The organism is Variovorax sp. FW305-3-2-15-B-LB1 (assembly GCF_058787635.1).
The window spans coordinates 44,771-63,839 of sequence record NZ_JBYSZY010000030.1 but is presented as its reverse complement, the minus strand read 5'-3'; the positions used below and the strand labels follow the sequence as shown (position 1 = coordinate 63,839).

Annotated in this window: 17 protein-coding genes; 8 read left to right on the top strand and 9 right to left on the bottom strand. The window is 69.2% G+C overall.

All coding sequences use genetic code 11. The features are described from left to right. The first annotated feature begins 5 nt into the window (after window positions 1–5). The 8 genes from AC3WQR_RS19015 (at window position 6) to AC3WQR_RS18980 (ending at window position 11,013) form a co-directional block, all read left to right on the top strand. Window positions 6–857 (top strand): class I fructose-bisphosphate aldolase, encoded by an 852-nt coding sequence (locus tag AC3WQR_RS19015; RefSeq protein ID WP_492743148.1) that lies wholly within the window; start codon window positions 6–8, stop codon window positions 855–857. 211 nt (window positions 858–1,068) lie between these two features. Continuing rightward, on the top strand, window positions 1,069–5,790 hold the full coding sequence (locus AC3WQR_RS19010; RefSeq protein ID WP_492743147.1) for an Ig-like domain-containing protein: 4,722 nt from the start codon (window positions 1,069–1,071) through the stop codon (window positions 5,788–5,790). Between the two features lie 145 nt (window positions 5,791–5,935). Then, on the top strand, window positions 5,936–6,175 hold the full coding sequence (gene atpE / locus AC3WQR_RS19005; RefSeq protein WP_062476044.1) for a F0F1 ATP synthase subunit C: 240 nt from the start codon (window positions 5,936–5,938) through the stop codon (window positions 6,173–6,175). 232 nt (window positions 6,176–6,407) lie between these two features. Beyond that, window positions 6,408–7,613, top strand: a complete 1,206-nt coding sequence (locus tag AC3WQR_RS19000; protein ID WP_492743146.1) for an ABC transporter substrate-binding protein — start codon at window positions 6,408–6,410, stop codon at window positions 7,611–7,613. 16 nt (window positions 7,614–7,629) lie between these two features. Next, a complete protein-coding gene (locus AC3WQR_RS18995; protein ID WP_062476050.1) occupies window positions 7,630–8,550 on the top strand; it encodes a branched-chain amino acid ABC transporter permease in 921 nt (306 codons plus the stop codon). Beyond that, window positions 8,547–9,536, top strand: a complete 990-nt coding sequence (locus AC3WQR_RS18990; RefSeq protein WP_492743145.1) for a branched-chain amino acid ABC transporter permease — start codon at window positions 8,547–8,549, stop codon at window positions 9,534–9,536. Before AC3WQR_RS18995 ends, AC3WQR_RS18990 begins: the two co-directional genes overlap by 4 nt. Then, window positions 9,533–10,288, top strand: a complete 756-nt coding sequence (locus tag AC3WQR_RS18985; RefSeq protein WP_159273561.1) for an ABC transporter ATP-binding protein — start codon at window positions 9,533–9,535, stop codon at window positions 10,286–10,288. The genes AC3WQR_RS18990 and AC3WQR_RS18985 overlap by 4 nt, the downstream gene beginning before the upstream one ends. After that, window positions 10,285–11,013: an ABC transporter ATP-binding protein gene (locus tag AC3WQR_RS18980; RefSeq protein WP_070063431.1), complete on the top strand. Its 729-nt coding sequence runs from the start codon at window positions 10,285–10,287 to the stop codon at window positions 11,011–11,013. Before AC3WQR_RS18985 ends, AC3WQR_RS18980 begins: the two co-directional genes overlap by 4 nt. A gap of 19 nt (window positions 11,014–11,032) precedes the next feature. Here AC3WQR_RS18980 and AC3WQR_RS18975 read toward each other — a convergent pair whose 3' ends face one another. The 9 genes from AC3WQR_RS18975 to AC3WQR_RS18935 form a co-directional block, all read right to left on the bottom strand. Beyond that, window positions 11,033–11,641 carry a methyltransferase gene (locus tag AC3WQR_RS18975; protein WP_492743144.1) on the bottom strand — a complete coding sequence of 203 codons (609 nt, stop codon included), beginning with the start codon at window positions 11,639–11,641 and terminating at the stop codon, window positions 11,033–11,035. A gap of 17 nt (window positions 11,642–11,658) precedes the next feature. Beyond that, window positions 11,659–12,363, bottom strand: coding sequence for an SDR family oxidoreductase (locus tag AC3WQR_RS18970; protein ID WP_095950700.1), 705 nt, complete (start codon window positions 12,361–12,363; stop codon window positions 11,659–11,661). Window positions 12,364–12,396: 33 nt separating this feature from the next. Continuing rightward, on the bottom strand, window positions 12,397–13,035 hold the full coding sequence (locus tag AC3WQR_RS18965; RefSeq protein ID WP_492743143.1) for an SMI1/KNR4 family protein: 639 nt from the start codon (window positions 13,033–13,035) through the stop codon (window positions 12,397–12,399). 3 nt (window positions 13,036–13,038) lie between these two features. Continuing rightward, window positions 13,039–13,647, bottom strand: a complete 609-nt coding sequence (locus tag AC3WQR_RS18960) for a glutathione S-transferase (RefSeq protein ID WP_095950702.1) — start codon at window positions 13,645–13,647, stop codon at window positions 13,039–13,041. 43 nt (window positions 13,648–13,690) lie between these two features. Beyond that, window positions 13,691–14,605 (bottom strand): acyl-CoA thioesterase, encoded by a 915-nt coding sequence (locus AC3WQR_RS18955; protein WP_062476073.1) that lies wholly within the window; start codon window positions 14,603–14,605, stop codon window positions 13,691–13,693. 96 nt (window positions 14,606–14,701) lie between these two features. Further along, window positions 14,702–15,397 carry a hypothetical protein gene (locus AC3WQR_RS18950; protein ID WP_307696884.1) on the bottom strand — a complete coding sequence of 232 codons (696 nt, stop codon included), beginning with the start codon at window positions 15,395–15,397 and terminating at the stop codon, window positions 14,702–14,704. 215 nt (window positions 15,398–15,612) lie between these two features. Further along, window positions 15,613–16,974 carry an FAD-dependent oxidoreductase gene (locus AC3WQR_RS18945; RefSeq protein ID WP_492743142.1) on the bottom strand — a complete coding sequence of 454 codons (1,362 nt, stop codon included), beginning with the start codon at window positions 16,972–16,974 and terminating at the stop codon, window positions 15,613–15,615. Continuing rightward, window positions 16,974–17,951, bottom strand: a complete 978-nt coding sequence (locus tag AC3WQR_RS18940; protein ID WP_492743141.1) for a Bug family tripartite tricarboxylate transporter substrate binding protein — start codon at window positions 17,949–17,951, stop codon at window positions 16,974–16,976. Before AC3WQR_RS18940 ends, AC3WQR_RS18945 begins: the two co-directional genes overlap by 1 nt. Window positions 17,952–18,036: 85 nt before the next feature. Further along, a complete protein-coding gene (locus tag AC3WQR_RS18935) occupies window positions 18,037–19,017 on the bottom strand; it encodes a Bug family tripartite tricarboxylate transporter substrate binding protein (RefSeq protein ID WP_307696882.1) in 981 nt (326 codons plus the stop codon). Between the last annotated feature and the right edge of the window lie 52 nt (window positions 19,018–19,069).

Here is a 19,069-nt window from a genome sequence, read left to right as displayed (position 1 = left end):
CCTTCATGTCGAAAGACAAGACCGCGCGGCTCAACCGCCTGCTGCACAACGGCCGCTGCCTGGACATCGCCCTGGACCATGGCGTGTGCAACGAACCCACCTTCCTGGACGGCCTGGAGGACATGCCCGGCGTGATCGACAAGCTCGTGGCTGCGAAGCCCGATGCGATCCAGCTGAACTACGGGCAGTCCGACCTGCTGCAGGACCGGCCCGGGCGCGATCGCCCCGCGCTGGTGATGCGCCTGGACATGGGCAACCCCTACAACGCCGTGCACCACCGCGTGATGTGGGCCGTGCTGCAGAACCAGGACGACCCCGTGCTGCCCGCCGTGCAGCGGGACGCGGCCTGCGTGGTCGTCAACCTGTTCATGCTGCCCGACGAGCCCGACCTGTTCCGCCAGTGCGTGCAGAACATCGCCCGCGTGCGCGCCGACTGCGACCGCTACGGCATGCCGCTGATGATCGAGCCGCTCGTGATGCAGGCGCCCACCGCCACCAGCCGCTACATGGTCGATGGCGACGCCGAGAAGATCGTCACGCTCACGCGCCTGGCGCGCGAGATGGGCGCCGACATCGTCAAGGCCGACCCGACCACCGACGCCACCGACTTCCACCGCGTGGTGCAGGCCGCGCGCTGCCCCGTGCTCGTGCGCGGCGGCGGGCGCGAAGACCTGCAGCAGGTGTTCGCGCGTTCGCGCGTGCTCCTGGACCAGGGCGCGGTCGGCATGGTGTACGGCCGCAACGTCTACCAGCACGCCAACCCCTCGGCGGTGGTGAGCGCACTGATGGCCATGATCCACGACGATGCCAGCGCCGAAGCGGCCTGGAACATCTACGAATCGGGCGGCGTGAAATAAGAGCGCCCCGGCGCTGACGCCTTCCCCCCGGAAAGCGTCGGCGCCAACCAGCGGGAGAGCAAGACAGAAGAAGAAGTGGACGGCGGACAACGCATGCGTTGCCCGCCGGGGGCGCGCCTGCGCGCGCGCTTTCCCTGCAAGCGACCGAGTGACTCGAGAGAACCAAGGACAAGAGGGTTCCCTGCGAACTTCAAACAACCTGGAGGCGACGATGAAGATCCGGTATTTCCTGATGGCGTTCCTGGTGCCGTGCGTCACATTGCTGACGCATGCGGCAATCACCGGGGTCAGTCCGATGACGACCCTCAACAAGATGGCCACGGCGGCTGCCGCCGTCGTGGCCGACCCGCTCCCGCTGCAGGGGCCGGGCCTGGGCAACCTCACCTACACCTCGGCGGAACTGTTCAAGCCGGTGTCGATGATCACCAGCGCCGCGCACCCGCTCGACCCGGCGCACAGCGACGCCTACGAGGCGCGCGACGTGCCCGCCACGTACCCGGGCCGCAAGGACTACGGCATGAACGCCGGCATCATGGTCAACGGCTACTTCCTCACCTCCTTCGCGCCGGACAGCGGCCTCGGCCCCGGCGGCTTCCTGCTGTACGACGTGTCGAACCCGCGCCAGATCAGGCTCGTCAAGAAGATCTACGAGCCCGATGACGCGACAGGCGGCCGCACCAAGGAATTCCGCGAGACCCATTCCTTCGGCACCGCGAAGATCGGCGGCAAGACCTACGTGGTGTTGCCCAGCATCAACGGCGTCGAGTTCTGGGACTTCACCGACATCAACGACATCAAGCAGGTGAAGAAGCTGGTGTTGCCCGGCGTCAACTCGGGCGACTACGAGAACGTGTCCTGGCAGCTGTGGTGGCAGGCGCCCTACCTGTACGTGGCCTCGGCCGGCCGGGGCATGTTCATCGTCGACGCGACGGACCCCGCGAACGCGGTGGTCGCCAACCGCGGCGCCGGCAAGCCCAACCCGGTGCCCACCGGCGAGCTCGGCGGCTTCCGGCTCGGCCCGATCTTCACGATGGGCAACCACATGGTGCTGACCGCGATGGAAAGCAACGGTGGTTTCGCGAGCCTGGACATCTCCGACCCGCTCAACCCCAAGGTGCTCGATTCCATCGCCGGCGCCACGCCGTTCTATTACGCGACCTGCTTCGACGGCAAGAGCGTGCACGCGTCGGCACGCGGCAGCGGCGCCAAGATGTACAGCTACGACCTGAGCGACCGCTCGCGCTTCGTGGCCGAGGACAACCGGCTCGTCATCGACGAGCAGCTGTACTGCGCCACGCAGGACAACTACGTCATTCAAGGCGCGCAGACCCGCATCCACAAGGTGGACGTGAGCAACCCGCTCAACCACGTGGAGGTGGGCCGCGGCAGCATCCTGCGCGAGGACGACCCGAACTTCTCGCACTCGGACAACGGCCAGGTCGCGATGTTCGGCAACCTCGTCTTCGTGGGCAACGACCACGGCTCGGGCAGCGGCTTCGTCGTGCACGCGGTGGACCCCGACACCACCAAGCCCGAAGTGAAGCAGGTCTCGCCCGCCAACGGTGCGAAGCAGCAGGCCCTCAGCTCGCGCATCGGCCTGGGCATGACCGACAACATCCTGCCGGAGAGCGTGAACAGCAACACCTTCATCGTGCGTCCGGTGGGCGGCAACACGCTGGCGGGCACCTACAGCGTGCAGCTGGGCATCGTCAACTTCCATCCCGCGCAGCCGCTGCTGCCGGGCACCAGCTATGAGGTGTTCCTGCCGGCCAACGGCGTGAAGGACTATGCGGGCAACGCCATCGGCGCCGACTACCGCTCCACCTTCAACACCGGCAACGCCAGCGACATCAACCTGATGCACCACTGGCCGCTGACGGGCAACCTGGGCGACCAGATCGGCGCCAACAACGGCACGCCCGCCACCGGCGACGCGTTCGAGAGCATCGGCCTGAACTTCGCGAACCGCACCGCCGGAGTGCCGCTGAAGAACGACACCGTGGCCAGCGCGCTGGGTAGCACCGCCTCGCTGAGCTTCTACATGAAGACCACGCAGGCCGGCGCTGCCAACTCGTGGACCGCGCCCGGCATCTTCGGTCGCGACCAGTCGGGCGGCACCGACGACGTGTTCTGGGGCTGGCTGGACACCGGCGGGCGCATCAAGCTCTCGGTGGGCAACGACGGCGGCACCACCTCCACCGCGGCCGTGAACGACGGCAACTGGCACCACGTGGTGCTCACGCGCGACGCGGCCTCGGGCGCGCAGGCGGTGTACGTCGACGGCGTGAAGACCACGTCGACCGGGCCGACCGGCACCAAGGGCCTGTCGACCAAGTTCCAGGTCATGGGCCAGATCCAGGGCAACACCGCGCTCTTCAAGGGCACGCTGGCCGAGGTGCGCGTGTACGGCCGCGTGCTCGGCCAGGCCGAGGTGGACACGCTGCGCGGCCAGGCCATCATCGGCGACCCGGGCCTGGGCGGCGGGCCCAAGCTGGTCAACGGCCAGCTGAGCTTCAACCCCGCGACGCTCGGCGCCAGCGGCGTGCAGTTCCGCTGGAACTTCGGCAACGGCACGCAGACGGCGTTCTCGAACCAGCCGAACACGAGCTACACCTACACCACCCCCGGCCACTACACGGTGACCCTGACGGTGAAGGACAGCAGCGGCCGCGAGACCTACTACACCTACAACGTGACCGTGATCGCGCCGGTCACCGCGACCGCGCCCACGCACACGACCAACATCGTGGGCGATGCGAGCCGGGTGTACTCGGTGAACCCCGACAGCGGCACGGTGGCCGCCATCGATGCGCAGACCCTCGCCAAGCTGTGGGAAGTGCGCGTCGGCGACGAGGCCAAGACGCTGGCCGTCGGCCCCGACGGCCGCATCTGGGTCGCGGTGCAGGGCGAGGACAAGCTGGTGGCGCTCAACGCCGCCGACGGCTCGCAGTCGGTGTCGATCCCGCTGGCCTACGGCAGCGGCCCCTACGGCGTGGCCTTCACGCCCAACGGCGCCAAGGGCCTGCTCACGCTGGAAAGCAAGTCGGTGCTCATGAGCTTCGACCCCAGCAACGGCGCCACCACCGGTGCGCTGGCGCTCGAGGGCGGCGTGCGCGGCATCGCCGTGAGCGCCGACTCGCAGGTGGCCTACGTCACGCGCTTCAAGTCGAAGATGACGGGCGGCCAGCTGCACAAGGTGAACCTGCAGTCGCTGACCGCGCTGCAGACCATCCCGCTGCCGGTGGACACCGCGACCGTCGACACCGAGAGCCGCGCGCGCGGCGTGGCCAACTACCTGAGCCAGGTGGTGATCTCGCCCGACGGTTCGCGCGCCGTGCTGCCTTCGAAGAAGGACAACATCGTGCGCGGCCGCTTCCGCGACGGCAAGGACCTGCCGCACGACCAGACGGTGCGCTCGATCCTGTCGCAGGTGAACCTGCAAAGCGCCGCCGAGGTGTTCTCCGAGCAGATCGACTTCGACGACCGCGCACCCGCGCGCGCCGCGCTGTATTCGCCCGCCGGCGACTACCTGTTCGTGGCGCAGATGGAAGGCAACCGCGTCGCCATCGTCGACAGCTACACCCGCGCGATTCGCGGCGAGATCAACGCCAGCAGCGCCCCGCATGGCCTGTACCTCGATGCGGCGCGCAAGCGGTTGTTCGTGAACAACTTCCTGGCGCGCTCGGTGTCGGTGCACGACGTGGCGAAGGTGCTGTCGGCCGAGACCAACGCGGCGATCTTCCTGCAGAACGTGGCCACCGTGGCGCAGGAGCCGATGGCGGCCGCGGCGCTGCGCGGCAAGCAGGTGTTCTACAACGCGGCCGACCGGCGCATGAGCAAGGACAACTACATCTCCTGCGCCAGCTGCCACGCGGACGGCGGCGACGACGGCATGGTGTGGGACTTCACCCAGCGCGGCGAAGGCCTGCGCCGCACCATCAGCCTGCAAGGGCGGCGCGGCACCAGCCACGGCAAGCTGCACTGGACGGCCAACTTCGACGAGGTGCAGGACTTCGAGAACGACATCCGCAACGAGTTCGGCGGCACGGGCTTCCTGAGCAACGCCGACTGGGCCGCCACGCAGGCCCCACTGGGCGCCCCGAAGGCCGGCAAGAGCGCGCAGCTGGACGACCTGGCCGTGTACCTGGGTTCGCTCAACAAGTACATGCGCAGCCCGGCGCGCGCCGCGGACGGCAGCCTGAGCGTGGACGCGGTGCGCGGACAGACCGTGTTCAACACGGCCCAGTGCGCCACCTGCCACACGGGTGCCACCTTCCGCGACGGCCTGCGGCACGACGTGGGGACCATCCAGGCCTCGTCGGGCAAGGGCAGCAACCAGCCGCTGGCGGGTGTGGGCTTCGACACGCCGACCCTGTCGGGCACCTGGAACACCACCGCGTTCTTCCACAACGGCCAGGCGGCCACGCTGCAGGACCTGCTCGCGGGCGGCCACGGCAACGCCTCCAGCCTGCCGGCGAACGACGTGGTGGCGCTGCGTGAGTACGTGCGCTCGCAGGACACCGCCCCGGCGGTGGTCACGCGGCTGCGCTCCGACCTCAACCCGACGATGTGCGTGAACATCAAGGGCGCCTCGACCACCAGCGGCGCGACGGCGGTGCAATGGCCGTGCGGCAATGCGGGCAACGAGAAGTTCACCATGACGCCGGTCACCGGCGGCTACGTGCAGTTCATCGCCGAGCACAGCGGCCTGTGCCTGGCGCAGAACGGCACGGCGACCACGAACGCTGCGGTGGTGCAGGTGGCCTGCTCGTCGGGCAACACGGCGCAGTGGAGCCTGGTGGGCGGCACGGTGCGCAACCGCGCCTCGGGTTCGTGCCTGGACGTGCCGAACGGCTCGACCACGCAGGACACGGCGCTGATCACCTGGACCTGCAACGGCGGCAACAACCAGAACTGGACACAGCTGCCCTAAGCCCTGCGCTTCGCGCCTGAGCTCAGGCCGGCCGTTTCGACGGCCGGCCTTTTTTTCGTCTGGCGCATGACCTCCCGCGTCATGGATTCGATGCACCCGTTCTGGAACAGTGGGTCCATCGATTCATCAACCAGGAGAAAAAACCATGACCGGCTTCAACATCCTCCCGCTCGCCGTCGCCCTGCTGATCGGCATTGCCGCACTGGGTTCGTGCATCGGCATCGCGCTGGTGGGCCAGAAGTTCCTCGAAGGCACGACGCGCCAGCCCGAACTGGTCGACACGCTGCAGACCAAGTTCTTCCTGGTCGCAGGCGTGACCGACGGGGCCTTCATCATCGCAACGGGCATCGGCCTCTGGTTCGCGACGGCCAGTCCTTTTGGCTAACCCCCAGTCTTCGCGCACTTCGTGTCGCTACGCCAACCCCCTTGCAGGGGGCAACACCAGCGGCCCGGCAAAGCCGGTTCCGCGGTGTTCCTGGAAGAGACCGACGCGACGGAAGCGACACGGTTCACTGGCACCATTCGTGCTAGTACCGTTGACACCGAATTGTTTACGGCTAAAGTATTTAACTATCAACAGTTCAGTTGTCTCAACCCTTCCCTAGCCGGAGAACCCGATGCGCCCCACGTTCCTGAAATCGCCCGCGCTGCCGCGCACCCTGATCTCGCTGCTGCTGTGCGGCGCCGCCCTCGGGGCCTCGGTGTCGGCCGTGGCCGCGCCGGTCAAGGTGGGTTTGGCCCTTGATATCTCGGGGCCTTTCGCGGCGTTGGGCGCCGAGGCGCGCGACGGCTTCGCGCTGGGCATCAAGCAGCTGAACGGCAAGCTCGGCGGGCAGGACGTGGAGTTCGTGCAGGCCGACATGGCCGGCAGCCCCGACCAGGCCAAGCAGCTGGTCGACCGCATGATCCAGCGCGACAAGATCGACATCTTCAGCGGCCCCATCGGCTCCAACGTGGCGCTGGCCGTGGGCCCGACGCTGTTCAACGCCAAGGTGCCCTACCTGTCGGCCAACGCCGGCCCGAGCCAGTTCGCCGGTGCGCAGTGCAGCCCCTACTTCTTCGGCACCGCCTACCAGAACGACCAGTTCCACGAGGCCGCCGGCAAGTTCGCACAAGACCGCGCGTTCAAGAAGATCGTGCTGATCGCCCCCAACTACCCGGCCGGCAAGGATGCGCTGGGCGGCTTCAAGCGCCAGTTCAAGGGCCAGGTGGCCGACGAGCTGTACACCAAGCTGGGCCAGATCGACTATGCCGCCGAACTCGCGCAGCTGCGCGCGGCCAAGCCCGACTCGATCTACTTCTTCCTGCCCGGCGCGATGGGCATCAACTTCATCAAGCAGTTCGTGGGCGCGGGCCTGTCCAAGGACATCACGCTCGTCACCAGCGGCTTCTCGGCCGACGAGGACGTGATCGGCGCCGTGGGCGAGCCCATGCTCGGCCTGTTCAACACCTCGCACTGGGCGCACGACCTGGACAACGCCGCCAACAAGGCCTTCGTGGCCGCCTTCCGCAAGGAATACAACGGCCGCTACCCGTCGGTGTACGCCGCGCAGGCCTACGACGCGATCCTCGCGATGGACGCCGCCGTGAAGCAATCGGGCGGCAACGCGCAGAACCGCGAGGCCGTGGTCGCTGCCCTGAAGAAGGCCAACTACGCCTCGACGCGCGGCACCTTCAAGTACGCCAACAACCACTTCCCCATCGAGAACTTCTACCTGCGCGTGATCGGCAAGGACGCGCAAGGCAAGGTGACGAACAAGCTGATCAACACGGTTCTCACGAACTATGGCGACAGCTACGCCAGCAAGTGCGCAATGAAGTGATGCGGCTCGTCTTTCCATGAGCGGCATCCTCGTCCTCGAGCAATTGCTCAACGGCATCGGCTACGGCCTGATGCTCTTTCTTCTGGCGGCGGGCCTCACGCTGGTGTTCGGCATCATGGACGTGCTGAACCTCGCGCACGGCTCGCTGTTCATGGCCGGCGCCTACGTGGCGGCCGAGGCGCACACGCGCACCGGCTCGTTCGCCGCCGCCATCGTGGTCGCGGTGCTCGTCACCGTGGTGGTGGCGCTGCTCATCGAGGTGCTGCTGATGCGCCGCCTCTACAAGCGCGACCACCTGGCGCAGGTGCTCGCCACCTTCGGCGTGATCCTGGTGGCCGACGACATCGTCAAGATGATCTGGGGCCCCTCGCCCGTGATGGCGCCCACGCCGGCCGCGCTCTCGGGCCCGGTCGAGCTGATGGACGGCCTGCCCTACCCCTCGTACCGCCTCGTGGTGCTCGCGGGCGGCCTGCTGATGGCGCTGGCGCTGTACGTGCTCGTGAACCACACGCGCATCGGCATGCGGGTGCGCGCGGGTGCGTCCGACCGGCCGATGGCCGAGCTGATGGGCGTGCGCGTGGGCCGCATCTTCAACGGCGTGTTCCTGCTCGGCGCGGCGCTGGCCGCACTGGCCGGCGCGCTCATGGGCCCGATCGTCGCGGTGCAGGTGGGCATGGGCGAAGCCATCCTGATCCCGGCGCTGGTGGTGCTGGTGATCGGCGGCATCGGCTCGGTGCGCGGCGCCTTCGTGGCCGCGCTGCTGGTCGGCGTGGTCGACACCATCGGCCGCGCCTTCGTGCCGATGCTGCTGCGCGCCACGCTGCCGCCCGCCACGGCGGCCGACCTGGGGCCGCTGTTCGCCGAGGTGGCGATGTACGCGCTCATGGTCGTCGTCCTGATCTTCCGGCCTTCCGGCCTTTTCTCCGCCCGCGCATGAAACCCTCGTCACGCACCTTCGGCCTCGGGCTGCTCCTCGTGGCGCTCGCGGCCTTTCCGCTGGTCGCGCCGCTGTTCGGGCTCGACTTCTACATCGGCTTCGTGCGGCGCGTGCTCGTCGTCGCGCTGGCCGCCGCGAGCCTGAACTTCATCCTCGGCTTCGGCGGCATGGTGGCGCTCGGGCACGCGGGCTTCATCGGCATGGGCGCCTACACGGTGGTGGCGCTCAGCGACGCCGGCGTGATGTCGGCCTGGCTCCTGTGGCCGCTGGCCGCGCTGGTGGCGGGCCTGGTGGCCGCGCTGATCGGCACGGTGGCGCTGCGCACGCGCGGCGTGTACTTCATCATGACCACGCTGGCCTTCGCGCAGATGCTGTATTTCGTCGTCGTGTCACTGCGCAAGTACGGCGGCGACGACGGCTACACGCTGATGTCGCGTCCCACGCTGCTGCCGGGTCTGGACCTGGGCAACGAGTCGACCTTCTACTGGGTGGTGCTCGTGGTGGTCGCGCTCGCGCTGTGGTGGCTGCACCGCGCCACGCAGGCGCGCTTCGGCCATGCGCTGATGGGCATCCGCGACAACGAGACGCGCATGCGCGCGCTGGGCTACCCGGTGTTCCGGCTGCAGCTCGTGGCCTTCGCCATCGCTGGCGCGATCGCCGGGCTGGCCGGCGCGTTGCTGGCCGGCGGCAACGGCTTCGTGAGCCCCGCGACCATGCACTGGACGCAGTCGGCCACGCTGGTGGTGATGGTCGTCATCGGCGGCCTGGGCCGCAGCTGGGGCGGGCCGGTGGGCGCCGTGGTCTGGCTGGTGCTCGAGGAAGTGCTCAAGCAGCACACCGAACACTGGCACATGCCGCTGGGCCTGCTGCTGATCGCCGTCGCCCTCTGGGCCCCGCGCGGCCTCGCCGCACTGTCGACGAAACGCCGCACGGTCGCAGCAGCAGCGGCTTCCGCTGCAACTGCCGCAGGGAGCGCCAAGCCATGAGCCTGTTCAGAATCGAAGGGTTGGTCAAGCGCTTCGGCGGCCTGCTGGCGACCGACCACGTGAGCCTCACGGTGGAGCGCGGCGAGGTGCATGCGCTCATCGGTCCCAACGGTGCGGGCAAGACCACGCTGGTGAACCTCATCACCGGCCTGCTGGAGGCCGACGCGGGCCGGCTGATGCTCGACGGGCAGGACATCACGGCCTACAAGGACCACCAGCGCGTGGCCGCCGGCATGTCGCGCTGCTTCCAGGTGACGCGCGTGTTCGCCAAGGAAACGGTGCACGACAACCTGATGCTCGCGGCGCAGGCCCATGCAGGGAGCAGCCTGCGCTTCCTGGCACCGCGCGCCAACGAACGCGACCTGGTCGACCGTGCCCACGCACTGGCCGACCGCGTGGGCCTGGGCAGCGAGCGCCACCGCATCGCGGGCACGCTGCCGCACGGCGCGCAGCGCGCGCTCGACGTGGCCCTGGCGCTGGCCGCCGAACCCAAGCTGCTGCTGCTCGACGAGCCGATGGCCGGCATGGGCCCCGACGAGTCGGCGCGCATGGTCGATTTGATCGAATCGCTGCGCGCCTCGATGGCCATCCTGCTCATCGAGCACGACATGGACGCCGTGTTCCGCCTCGCCAACCGGCTCACGGTGCTGGTGCAGGGCAAGGTGCTGATGAGCGGCACGGCCGACGAAGTGCGGGGCCACCCCGATGTGCAAGCCGTGTACCTCGGCACCGAAGCGGAAGGACACGCATGAGCACGACGACCACGAAATCCACCCTGCTCGAGGCCACCGCCATCGAGGCCGGCTACGGCGCCAGCCAGGTGCTGTTCGGCATCGACGTGCGCGTCGGTGCGGGCGAAGTGATGGCGCTGCTGGGCCGCAACGGCATGGGCAAGAGCACGCTGCTGAAGGTGCTGACCGGCACGATCGCGCCGATGCGCGGCGGCGTGCAGTTCTGCGGCGCGGCCATCGGCGGCCACCGGCCGGACGCCATCGCGCGGCGCGGCATGGCCATCGTGCCCGAGGGGCGCCACGTGTTCCCCAACCTCAGCGTGGACGAGCACCTGCGCGCCTTCGCACGGCCCCGGCCCGGCAGCGCGCCGCGCTGGACCGTGGAGGCGCTGTACAAGCTCTTTCCGCGCCTGTCGGAGCGCAAGGCCAACGCGGGCAACCAGCTCTCGGGCGGCGAGCAGCAGATGCTGGCCATTGCGCGCGCGCTGTCGACGCACCCGCGCCTGCTGATCCTGGACGAAGCCACCGAAGGCCTGGCGCCGGTGATCCGCGAGGAGATCTGGCACTGCATCGCCACGCTCAAGTCCGAAGGCGAGGCGATCCTGGTGGTCGACAAGTACGTGCAGCGCCTGCTGCCGCTGGCCGACCGCCACGTGATCCTCGAACGCGGACGCGTGGTGTGGCAGGGCGACTCGGCCGCGCTCGACGCCGACCGGTCACTGTGGACGCGCTACCTGGGCGTGTGAGCCCGCGCTCGTTCGTCCGCTAGCGCGGACGGCACGCCAGGAAGTTGGCCCACGTCACGTCGTCGCGGCCGATCCACTGGCTGTCCCATTGCAGGTCAAGGCCCGCCGCCACCAGCGCGTCGGCGAACGCGTCTTTCGACCAGTACACGGTCTGGTAGTCGCCCAGGGTCTCGCCTTCGCCGATGCGCATGGCCGCGAGAAAAACCCCGCCGGGCACGAGTGCGTCGAACACCTTGCGCAGCACCGGCGCGATCTGCGCGCGATCGACATGGATCAGCACGCACATCGCCAGGACCGCGTCGTAGGGCCCGCCCAGCGCATCCGTGACGACGTTGAGCAGCTCGCCCTTCTTGCCGCGCTCGGCCTGCAGGTCGAGAAACGCCTGGACCGCATCGGTGCGCCTCACGACGCCGCCCAGGGATTCGACGAAGTCGGCATCCTGCCCCGATCCGGAACCGATCTCGAGCACGGTGCCGCCCGCGGGCACGCGCTGCATCATGCGGCGCACCGCCTCCTCGATCTCGGGCGGCCGGTGGCCCGCCACGATCGCGTTGTAGTCGCGCGCGGACGCTTCATAGGACGCAAGGGTGCGGTCCATGTGCTGGCGCACCGGGGTGGGGGCGGTCATGGGCGCCTTTGCCGGGTTCAGACCGAGCGCGTGATGCCGCCGTCCACGCGCAGGTTCTGCCCCGTGATGTAGCCCGCGCCCTCGGAGGCCAGGAAGCCGATGGTGGCGGCGATCTCGGCGCTGCGGCCGTAGCGGCCCATCGGGATGCGCTCGCGGAACACGTCCTTCTCGGGCAGGCTGTCGATGAAGCCGGGCAGCACGTTATTCATGCGCACGTTGTGCTTGGCGTACTGGTCGGCGAAGAGCTTGGTGAAGGCCGCGAGGCCGGCGCGGAACACGCCCGAGGTCGGGAACACGGGGTCGGGCTCGAAGGCGGCGAAGGTCGAGATGTTGATGATCGCGCCGCCGCCCTGCTTCACCATGTGCGGCGCCACGAGGCGCGCGGGGCGCACGGCGCTCAGGAAGTAGACGTCCATGCCGCGGTGCCAGTCGTCGTCGCTGATCTCCAGGATCGGCGCGCGCGGGCCGTGGCCGGCGCTGTTCACGAGCACGTCGATGCGGCCCCATTCGGCCATGACCTTGTCCACGAGGCGCTGGATGTCCTCGTTCGATTGGTTGGAGCCGGTCACGCCGAGGCCGCCGAGTTCCTGCGCCAGCGCCTCGCCCTTGCCCGACGAGGACAGGATGGCCACGCGAAAGCCGTCGTCCGCGAGCTTGCGCGCCGCCGCGGCGCCCATGCCGCTGCCGCCGGCGGTGACGATGGCTACTTTCTGATCTGACATGGTGGGTTCCTCCTTCGGATGAAACCCCGTAGCCTACCCCTCGATGTCCCAGCGCGCTTTCACGGGGAAAGGCGCGCTGTCCTGCAGGGTGAAGCGCTTCAGGTCTTCCTCGAACTCGGCCTGCGGCATCAGCGAGGGCACCTGCTCGGGCCTGGCGCGCGGGCCCGTCTTGAAAGGCCGCGACACCAGCGGCTGCCGGCTCAGCGCCTGCAGGTAGGCGGCGGTTTCCGTGCCGTCCATGAAAGCCGTGACGGTGACCACGTCGGCCGCGATGCGCTCGGCCATCTCGGGCTCGGACAGGTCCCAGTCGCTGAGGTAGCTCAGGTCGACGAAGGCTTCCAGGAATTTCGCGCAGACGAAATCGGCGAACGAGCCGTGGCCGACGCTGCTTTCCTCGTCGTCGTGCCACACGAAGGCCACGCCCACGGCGCCGCCGTCCAGCGGCACGAGGCAGTAGGCGTCGCCCGCGCCCGATTGCGCAAAGGGCAGGAAGCGGCGGCCGTCCTGCCACTTGGCGTCGAGCCACTCATCGAGGTCGTTGGCCGCCTGCTCGGCGTCCAGCCACTCGAAGTCGGGGAAGCCGACCAGATCAGGCGGCCCGCTGGCGAGGAGCTGTTGCAGCAGCGGGGGAATTTCGATGCCGGTGCGGCGCGAGAGATCGTCGAACGTCATCGCTCAGGCCGTCGGCAACGTGGCCTGCATCGACGGCCGGTGGTTGAACACGGCGAACCACTTCGCGCTGTTCGGCGCCTGGGCGCGCCAGTCCACCGAGGGAAAGCGGAAGTCCATGTAGCCCAGCGCGCAGCCGAAGGCGATGGTGCCGATGTCGACGCGATCACCGAACGACGGCGCCGCCGCCTCCAGCCATTCGAGGCCGGTGCGCACCTTGTCGAGCTGGCCGTCGGTCCAGTCGCTCCATCGCAGCGCCTCGGGGCGCAGCATGGTCTCGTAGCGCGCGAGCAGCGCGGCGCCAGTCATGCCGTCGGCCAGCGACAGCTCGGTCAGGCGCGCCCAGCGCGCGGGCCCGGCGGCCGGGAACAGACCGCCGGCGTACGCGGTGTCGAGGTACTCGCAGATCACGCGGCTGTCGAACAGTGCCTGGCCGTCGTCGGTGAGGAAGGTCGGCACCTGGCCCAGCGGGTTGGTCGGCAGGATGCGGGCGTCGCGCTTCACCGGGCCGGCCGCGCTGGGCAGCTTCTCGATGCGGTCGGCCACGCCCAGCTCGTGGGCCACGACCATGCACTTGCGCACGAAGGGAGACGCGGGAGAGAAGAAGATCTTCATGGCCGGAGTGATCGAGTAGGTGTTGAAAAAGGAGGCAGGCCGTTCAGCCCGTGATCGGCGTGCGCGGCGATCCCGGCTTGCGGATGCGCAGCATGCCCTCCTGCGCCGCCGAGGCCACGAGGCGGCCGTCGCGCGTGTAGAGGCTGCCGCGGCACAGGCCGCGCGCGCCGCCCGCGCTGGGCGAGTCGACCACGTAGAGCAGCCAGTCGTCGAAACGGAAATCGCGGTGGAACCACATCGCGTGGTCCAGGCTGGCGGGGCGCACCTGGCCGCTCATGAAGCTCAGGCCGTGCGGCAGCATGGCGGCGCGCAGCAGGCCGTGGTCGGAGGCGTAGGCCAGCAGCGCGCGGTGCACCGTCAGGTCGTCGGGCAGCGGCGCGATGGCGCGCATCCAGATGGCGCTCTGGTTCTCGGTGGGACGCACCTCGGGCCGCAGCAGGTCTTCGGGGTCGACGCGCCGGTACTCGATGCCGTGCGGCTGGATGGCCTTGGAGCGCCAGGGTTCGGGCAGGCGATCGCCGAGCGCGATGCGCTGGTCGAGTTCGCTGGTCAGGCCCTCGGGGCCTTCGACCGCGGGCATGGGGAACTGGTGCTCGACGCCCTCGTCCACGGTCTGGAACGAGGCCGACATCTCGAAAATGATGCGGTCCTGCTGGCGCGCCACCACATGGCGCGTGGTGAAGCTGCGGCCGTCGCGCACGCGGTCGACGCTGTACTCGATGGGCGCGTGCTCGCCGGGCAGCAGGAAGTAGGCGTGCATCGAATGCACCGGGCGCTCGGCGCCCACCGTGAGGCTGGCGGCCATGAGCGACTGGCCGAGCACCTGGCCGCCGAAGACGGCGGGCGTGCCGATGTCCTCGCTCTGGGCCAGGAAGCGGTCGCCGCCCAGGGGTTCGAGCTGCATGAGGGCGACGAGGTCGGCAACGAGGCGGGCGGCAAGGACGGGTTCGGGGGTCATCGGGGGAAGGGATTCGGCGCAGAAAAGCAATCCACGACGATAGCAAAGGCCGGGCCCGCGCGCTGTCGCGGCCCGGTCAGCGCCTCCCGGGCGGGCCTACTTGAAGAAGCAGATGTCCAGCATCAGGCGCAGGCTGCAGCCGTGATCGGTGCCGCCATCCACCATGCGCACCGGCACGCCGCCCAGCAGCATCGCGCCGTCGGCGCCGTACGCCAGCGGCGAACGCGCGGCCTGGCTGAAGGGGCCGCTGAGCGTTTCCTGCTCGACGTACTTCAGGTACTGGCGCCGCGAGAAATCGACCGTGTCGGCCGACTTCAGCGCCACCGCCGCGTAGCGCTTGCCGTAGACCGTGCCGAAGTAGCGCAGCACCGGCCCGGTGCGGTCGCCGTACTTCACCTCGGCCTTCGCGAAACCGGTCTGGACGAGGAAGTTGCGGTCTTCGGGGGTCAGGTCGGCGTCGAAGGCCATCAGCACGTACTGGCCTTCGAAGCTCTGGTTGCGCGCCACCTTCAGTTCGCCGATGAGCGCGGGCGTGACCTTGGTGCGGCCGTCCCAGCGCAGCAGCGCGGCCACGGACGGGTCGCCGTCGAACACGTAGTGGTACTTGTCGCCGGCGATGGCGACCTTGCGGCCGTCCTTGGCCGCGACGAAGCTCAGCACGCGGTCCTTGCCGTGGACGGGGTCGCCCTCGGGGGTGCTGGCACAGCCCACCTGCAGCAGGCCGAAGGCGGCGCAGGCCAGCGCCAGGAAGAGCCGACGCGCGGGGGTCGACAGCGAAGAAGAAAGAGGCACGGTGTGTCCGGGGTTCGAGTTCATCCAGCCCCGGACTCTAGCGCCGCGCCGCGCTCAGAAGGTGTGAATGAATCCGGCGTGGCCGAGCAGCCTGCCCAGGCGCGCCCCCTCAAGGCGCAAAGCGCAGCCATAGCCGGGCTATGGCGAGCATTTGCAACGCAGAGGGGGCGTGTCTGGGCGGGATGAGCGGGCATGGCGGATTCGTTCACACCTTCTCAACGGTCCAGGTCGACGCCGTCGGCCAGCAGCTTTTTCTGCAGCGCCGCCACGTCGATCGCCGCGAAGCGCCCGCTGCCCAGCGAGGCCGCCGCGGTGCCCGCCGCCTGCCCCATGACGAAGCAGCCGCCGCTGGCGCGCGCGGCCGACTGGCCTTCGTGCGTCATCGAGGCGCAGCGCCCTGCCACCAGCAGGTTGTCGAGCGTCTGCGGCACCAGCATGCGCCACGGCAGGTGGTTGTAGGCGTTGGCCTCGTCGCGCGGGAAGGCCCACTCGATGCGGCCGTCGGCGTGCATTTCCATCGGCCAGGCGTTCAGGCCGATGGTGTCGTCGAAGGTGGCCGAGCCGAGGATGTCCTCGCGGCCCAGCGCGTACAGGCCCTGGATGCGCCGCGTCTCGCGGATGCCGACCTGCGGCGCGATCTCCACGATGGCCGACGGCGCGAAGCCCGGCACCTCGGCCTGCAGGAACTTGAAGTACGCCGCGATCTGGCGCCGGCCTTCGAGCTCGCCGTCGCTGAGCTCGCGCGCATCGACGCCGTTCATCGCGCGGCCTTCGGCGTTGCGGATCTGCGTGACGTTGGCGCGCCACTCGCGCGGGTCCTTGTTGGGCCGCAGGATCGCGCCTTCGCGCGGAAAGCTGTACTTGCCCGGGTGCTGCTGCTCGGCGCGCGCCATGAAGCCGTTGATGGCCGAGAACTCGCCCACCGCTTCCAGCGCGGCCGGCGCGTCGACCTGGCCGATGCGGAACATGGTGGTCGGGAACAGCCCGCTGCCGTGGCCGTCGCCCACTTCGAAGGGCACGCCCGCGAAGGCCGCCACGTCGGCGTCGCCGCTGGCGTCGATGAAGGCGTTGGCGCGGATCGCCTGGCGGCCCGATTTCGTTTCGACCACCAGCGCGGTGATGCGACTACCGTCGTGCAGCACCGCCGCGGCATACGCGTGGAACAGCATCTGCACGCCGGCCGCTTCGAGCAGCTGGTCGGCGGCCAGCTTGTAGGCCGAGGTGTCGTACGAGCGCACGCAGATGCGCCCGCCCATGCCGTTCTGCGGCGCGTTCATGCCGTTGAAGCCGGCGATGCGGTCGATGAGGTCGTCGACCACGCCGCGCACCAGCTGCGTCATCTCACCGCGGCGCTTGCCGTACAGGCCCGCGAAGTTGGTCACGCCTCCCGCGGTGCCCATGCCGCCGAGAAAACCGTAGCGCTCCACCAGCAGCGTGCGCGCGCCGTGGCGCGCGGCGCTCACGGCGGCGGCAATGCCGGCGGGGCCGCCGCCGACCACGACCACGTCGAAGTCGCCGAACACCGGCAGCGCGCGTGCCGGTTCGGTCAGGGTGTGTTGTTGCTGCGTCGTCGCCATCACTGGAGCTTGATGCCGCGGGTCGAAATGATCTTGCTCATGATCGCCGCCTCTTCCTTCACGCGCGTGCGCATGCCGTCGGGCGAGGTGCCCACGGCCTGCCAGCCTTGCTCAAAGAGCTTGCGGCGCACGTCGGGGTCTTTCATGACGATCTCGATCTCGCGGCTGATGCGCGCCTGCGCGGGCTTCGACAGGCTGGCCGGGCCGAGCAGCGCCACCCACACCTCGAGGTTGAAGTCTTTCACGCCGGCTTCGGCCAGCGGGGCGATCTCGGGCACCAGCGCGCTGCGCCCGCCCGTGAGGCCCACGGCCTTGAGCTTGCCGGCGCGGATCTGCGGCATGGCCACGCCCGGCGGGATCAGGCCCATCTGCACCTGGTCGCCCAGCATGCCGGTGACGACCTGCGGGTTGCCCTGGTAGGGCACGTGCTCGGGCTTGAAGCCGTTCACGCGGCTCTTGAGCAGTTCCATGCCCAGGTGGCCGACCGAGCCCACGCCCACCGAGCCGTAGTTCCACTTGTCGCCGGCCTGGCGCGCGGCATCGAAGAAGGCGGTGCCCGAGGGCAGGCTGTTCTGCGCCACGAGCACCAGCGGCGCGGTGGCGATGAGCGACAGGTACGTGAAGTCTTTCGCCGGGTCGTACGGCAGCTTGGGGTACAGCATCTTCGACGACGTGAGGTTGCCGTTGATGACGATGCCCAGCGTGTGGTCGTCGGTGGCCTTGGCCACCTGGTCGGCCGCGATGTTGCCCGAGGCGCCGGCCTTGTTGTCCACCACGACCGGCTGGCCCAACGCGCGGGACAGCGGCTCGGCGATGGTGCGCGCCGCGATGTCGGGCGTGGAGCCGCCCGGGAAACCCACCAGCAGGCGGATCGGCTTGGTCGGCCACGCGAGGGTGTCGGCGCTGGCGGACAGCGGCAGCGCCGCGGTGGCGGCCAGGCCGCAGGCGATCAGGAGGGCTCTCTTGGTGGCTTGCATGGGAAAAGACAGTTAAAAGGTAAACAAAAATGCAAAGAGAGCCAGCTTAACTGGCGCGCCGAGCCCTGGGCAAGGCGCACCCTCGTCAGTCGAGGCTGATGTTGCCCCGGCGCACCAGCTCCCCGTACACCTTCGACTTGGCCTCGGCATTGCGCTCGATCTCCTCGGGCGACCAGGCCAGCGGCTCGAAGGCGAAGGTGTCGAAGCGGGCGCGGATGTCGGGGTCGGCGATGACCTTGGCCACGTCGGCGTTGATCTTGGCCTTCACGGCCGCCGACACGCCCTTGGGCGCCAGCAGCGACACGAAGGAATTGACCTCCAGCGAGGCCGGGCCGCCGGCCTCGGCCATGGTGGGCACGTCGGGCATCTGCGGAATGCGCTTGGGCGCGGCCACGGCGATGTAGCGCAGCTTGCCGGCCTTGTAGATGCCCTGGCTCGACGGGATGCTCGCAAAGGCCCACGGCACCTCGCCGGTGCCCACGTTGGAATACAGCTGCGACACCTCGCGGTACGGCGCGTGCCGCATGCGGATGCCCGTGAGCGCCTCGAGCTGCTGCGCGCCCAGGTGGCCCGGGCTGCCGACGCCCCACGAACCATAGACGATGCCTTCGGGGTTGGCCTTGGCGGCGGCGATCAGGTCGCCCATGGTCTTCCACTTCGACTCGGTGGCCACGGCCACGAAGAAGGGCGTACGGAACAGCGAGGCGACCGGGTCGAAGTGCTGCAGGGTCACGAAGTTGCGCGACTTGTACAGGTGCGGCAGCGCGGCGATGTGCTCGCTGTCCAGCTGCAGCAGCGTGTAGCCGTCGGGCGCGGCGCGGCGCGCCTGGTCGATGGCGATGAAGCCGCCGCCGCCGGGCCGGTTGTCGACCACCACGCGCTGGTTCCACAGGCGCGAGAGCTTGTCGGACACGAGCCGCAGCACCGCGTCGGGGCCGCTGCCGGCCGCGAACGGGGTGATCAGCGTCACCGGCTTGCTCGGGTAGTCGCTGCCCTGCGCCCAGGCGCCGGAGGCGGCAGTCAGGGCCAGGACGGCGGTCGTCAGCAATGCGCGCGGAAAGTTCATGGGGTGTCTCCTGGGCCTTCGGCCTCGTTGGTAGATGATGAAGAGAGAAACG

What these genes read in the sequence shown, in the direction of transcription:
- AC3WQR_RS19015 (WP_492743148.1), top strand. Translation starts at nt 6, where the DNA reads ATGTCGAAAGACAAGACCGCGCGGCTCAACCGCCTGCTGCACAACGGC.
- AC3WQR_RS19010 (WP_492743147.1), top strand. Translation starts at nt 1,069, where the DNA reads ATGAAGATCCGGTATTTCCTGATGGCGTTCCTGGTGCCGTGCGTCACA.
- atpE (WP_062476044.1), top strand. Translation starts at nt 5,936, where the DNA reads ATGACCGGCTTCAACATCCTCCCGCTCGCCGTCGCCCTGCTGATCGGC.
- AC3WQR_RS19000 (WP_492743146.1), top strand. Translation starts at nt 6,408, where the DNA reads ATGCGCCCCACGTTCCTGAAATCGCCCGCGCTGCCGCGCACCCTGATC.
- AC3WQR_RS18995 (WP_062476050.1), top strand. Translation starts at nt 7,630, where the DNA reads ATGAGCGGCATCCTCGTCCTCGAGCAATTGCTCAACGGCATCGGCTAC.
- AC3WQR_RS18990 (WP_492743145.1), top strand. Translation starts at nt 8,547, where the DNA reads ATGAAACCCTCGTCACGCACCTTCGGCCTCGGGCTGCTCCTCGTGGCG.
- AC3WQR_RS18985 (WP_159273561.1), top strand. Translation starts at nt 9,533, where the DNA reads ATGAGCCTGTTCAGAATCGAAGGGTTGGTCAAGCGCTTCGGCGGCCTG.
- AC3WQR_RS18980 (WP_070063431.1), top strand. Translation starts at nt 10,285, where the DNA reads ATGAGCACGACGACCACGAAATCCACCCTGCTCGAGGCCACCGCCATC.
- AC3WQR_RS18975 (WP_492743144.1), bottom strand. Translation starts at nt 11,641, where the DNA reads ATGACCGCCCCCACCCCGGTGCGCCAGCACATGGACCGCACCCTTGCG.
- AC3WQR_RS18970 (WP_095950700.1), bottom strand. Translation starts at nt 12,363, where the DNA reads ATGTCAGATCAGAAAGTAGCCATCGTCACCGCCGGCGGCAGCGGCATG.
- AC3WQR_RS18965 (WP_492743143.1), bottom strand. Translation starts at nt 13,035, where the DNA reads ATGACGTTCGACGATCTCTCGCGCCGCACCGGCATCGAAATTCCCCCG.
- AC3WQR_RS18960 (WP_095950702.1), bottom strand. Translation starts at nt 13,647, where the DNA reads ATGAAGATCTTCTTCTCTCCCGCGTCTCCCTTCGTGCGCAAGTGCATG.
- AC3WQR_RS18955 (WP_062476073.1), bottom strand. Translation starts at nt 14,605, where the DNA reads ATGACCCCCGAACCCGTCCTTGCCGCCCGCCTCGTTGCCGACCTCGTC.
- AC3WQR_RS18945 (WP_492743142.1), bottom strand. Translation starts at nt 16,974, where the DNA reads ATGGCGACGACGCAGCAACAACACACCCTGACCGAACCGGCACGCGCG.
- AC3WQR_RS18940 (WP_492743141.1), bottom strand. Translation starts at nt 17,951, where the DNA reads ATGCAAGCCACCAAGAGAGCCCTCCTGATCGCCTGCGGCCTGGCCGCC.
- AC3WQR_RS18935 (WP_307696882.1), bottom strand. Translation starts at nt 19,017, where the DNA reads ATGAACTTTCCGCGCGCATTGCTGACGACCGCCGTCCTGGCCCTGACT.